Raw genomic sequence first — 1,193 nt, 5'->3', positions numbered from 1 at the left:
GGGGCTGAACTGCACGGGGAGGGTGGCCAGGGCGCGGTGGAACGGGCCGGGACGCCACTGCAGTTCCTGGGCCGGGACGCTCAGGACCAGGTCGGGCAGCGCGTTCAGGATCAGCTCGATGGCGGTGACCGCGATGACCTGGGCCGGGCTCTTGGCCGGGCAGGCGTGCGGACCGGCACCCCAGGCGAGGTGGGCGCCGCGGCTGTGGGCCTGGCCCGAGGAGGTGAGCGCGGGGTCGCTGTTGGCTCCCGCGAAGCTGATGACCAGGGGGGAGTTCGCCGGAACCACCACTCCGCCGAGGTCGACGTCCTGGAGCGGGAAGTGCGTCGCGTAGTTGGCGATGGGCGGGTTGTTGAGCAGGACGTGGTCGAGGGCGTCCTCGATCTGCATGCTCGGACCGTCCTCGCCGTCCCGGTCCAGGAGCAGGAGCAGGGAGTTGGCGATGAGGTTGCGCTCGGGCTCCACGCCGGCGCCGATCAGCATCACGAGCTGGTCCTTGAGCTCCTCGTCGCTGAGACCGGCCGGGTGCTGGACGAGCCAGGAGGTGATGTCGTCGCCGGGTTCGCGGCGCTTGAGGGAGACCAGCTCCATGAAGCAGGCGGTGAGTTCGTCGCTGGCCTTGAGCGCGTCCTTGCCGTCGAACATGTCGGCCATCGCGCTGGTCACCCGGTCGCCGATGCTGGCCGGACAGCCGAAGAGCTTGTTGATCATCAGCATCGGCAGCAGCTTGGCGTAGTCGTTGATCAGGTCCGCCCGGCCCCGCTCGCTGAACTGGTCGATGAGGTAGGCGGCGATCGGCTCGACGTCGCGGCGGATGCGGGTGACGTTGAGGCGGTCGAGGCTCTCGGTGACCGCCTTGCGCAGCCTCAGGTGCTGGGCCGGTACGCCATCATCGGCAGGACGGGGCTGTCGAGGGGGACCCGGCCCTCGTTGAGGGCGGTCCAGCGGCGGCCGTCACGCGCGAAGAGGTTGGGGTTCTGGAGCACGCGCAGGGCGGTCTCGTGGTCGACGACCAGGGTGGCGTCGACACCGGGGGCCAGTTCGACCGGGCCGGCGGGGCCGTGCGCCCGGAGGTAGTCGTAGACCTTCTGCGGGTCGGCGGCGAAGGAGCCGTCGTACATGGGGCATCTGGCCGCACCGGTGGCGGCCGTGTCGTGAACGTCCATGTCTGTGTCCTTTGGTGGCCCGGACCG

Annotated in this window: 1 pseudogene; it reads right to left on the bottom strand. The window is 70.2% G+C overall.

Annotation, left to right across the window (positions count from 1 at the left end):
* Positions 1-1,121: pseudogene (locus AOJ26_RS38105) on the bottom strand (cytochrome P450); the annotation flags it as partial.
* Positions 1,122-1,193: the final 72 nt, after the last annotated feature.

It is taken from the genome of Streptomyces sp. NRRL B-24085, assembly GCF_001282115.1.
GTDB lineage: Bacteria > Actinomycetota > Actinomycetes > Streptomycetales > Streptomycetaceae > Streptomyces.
This window is presented reverse-complemented; position numbering and strand designations above follow the sequence as displayed.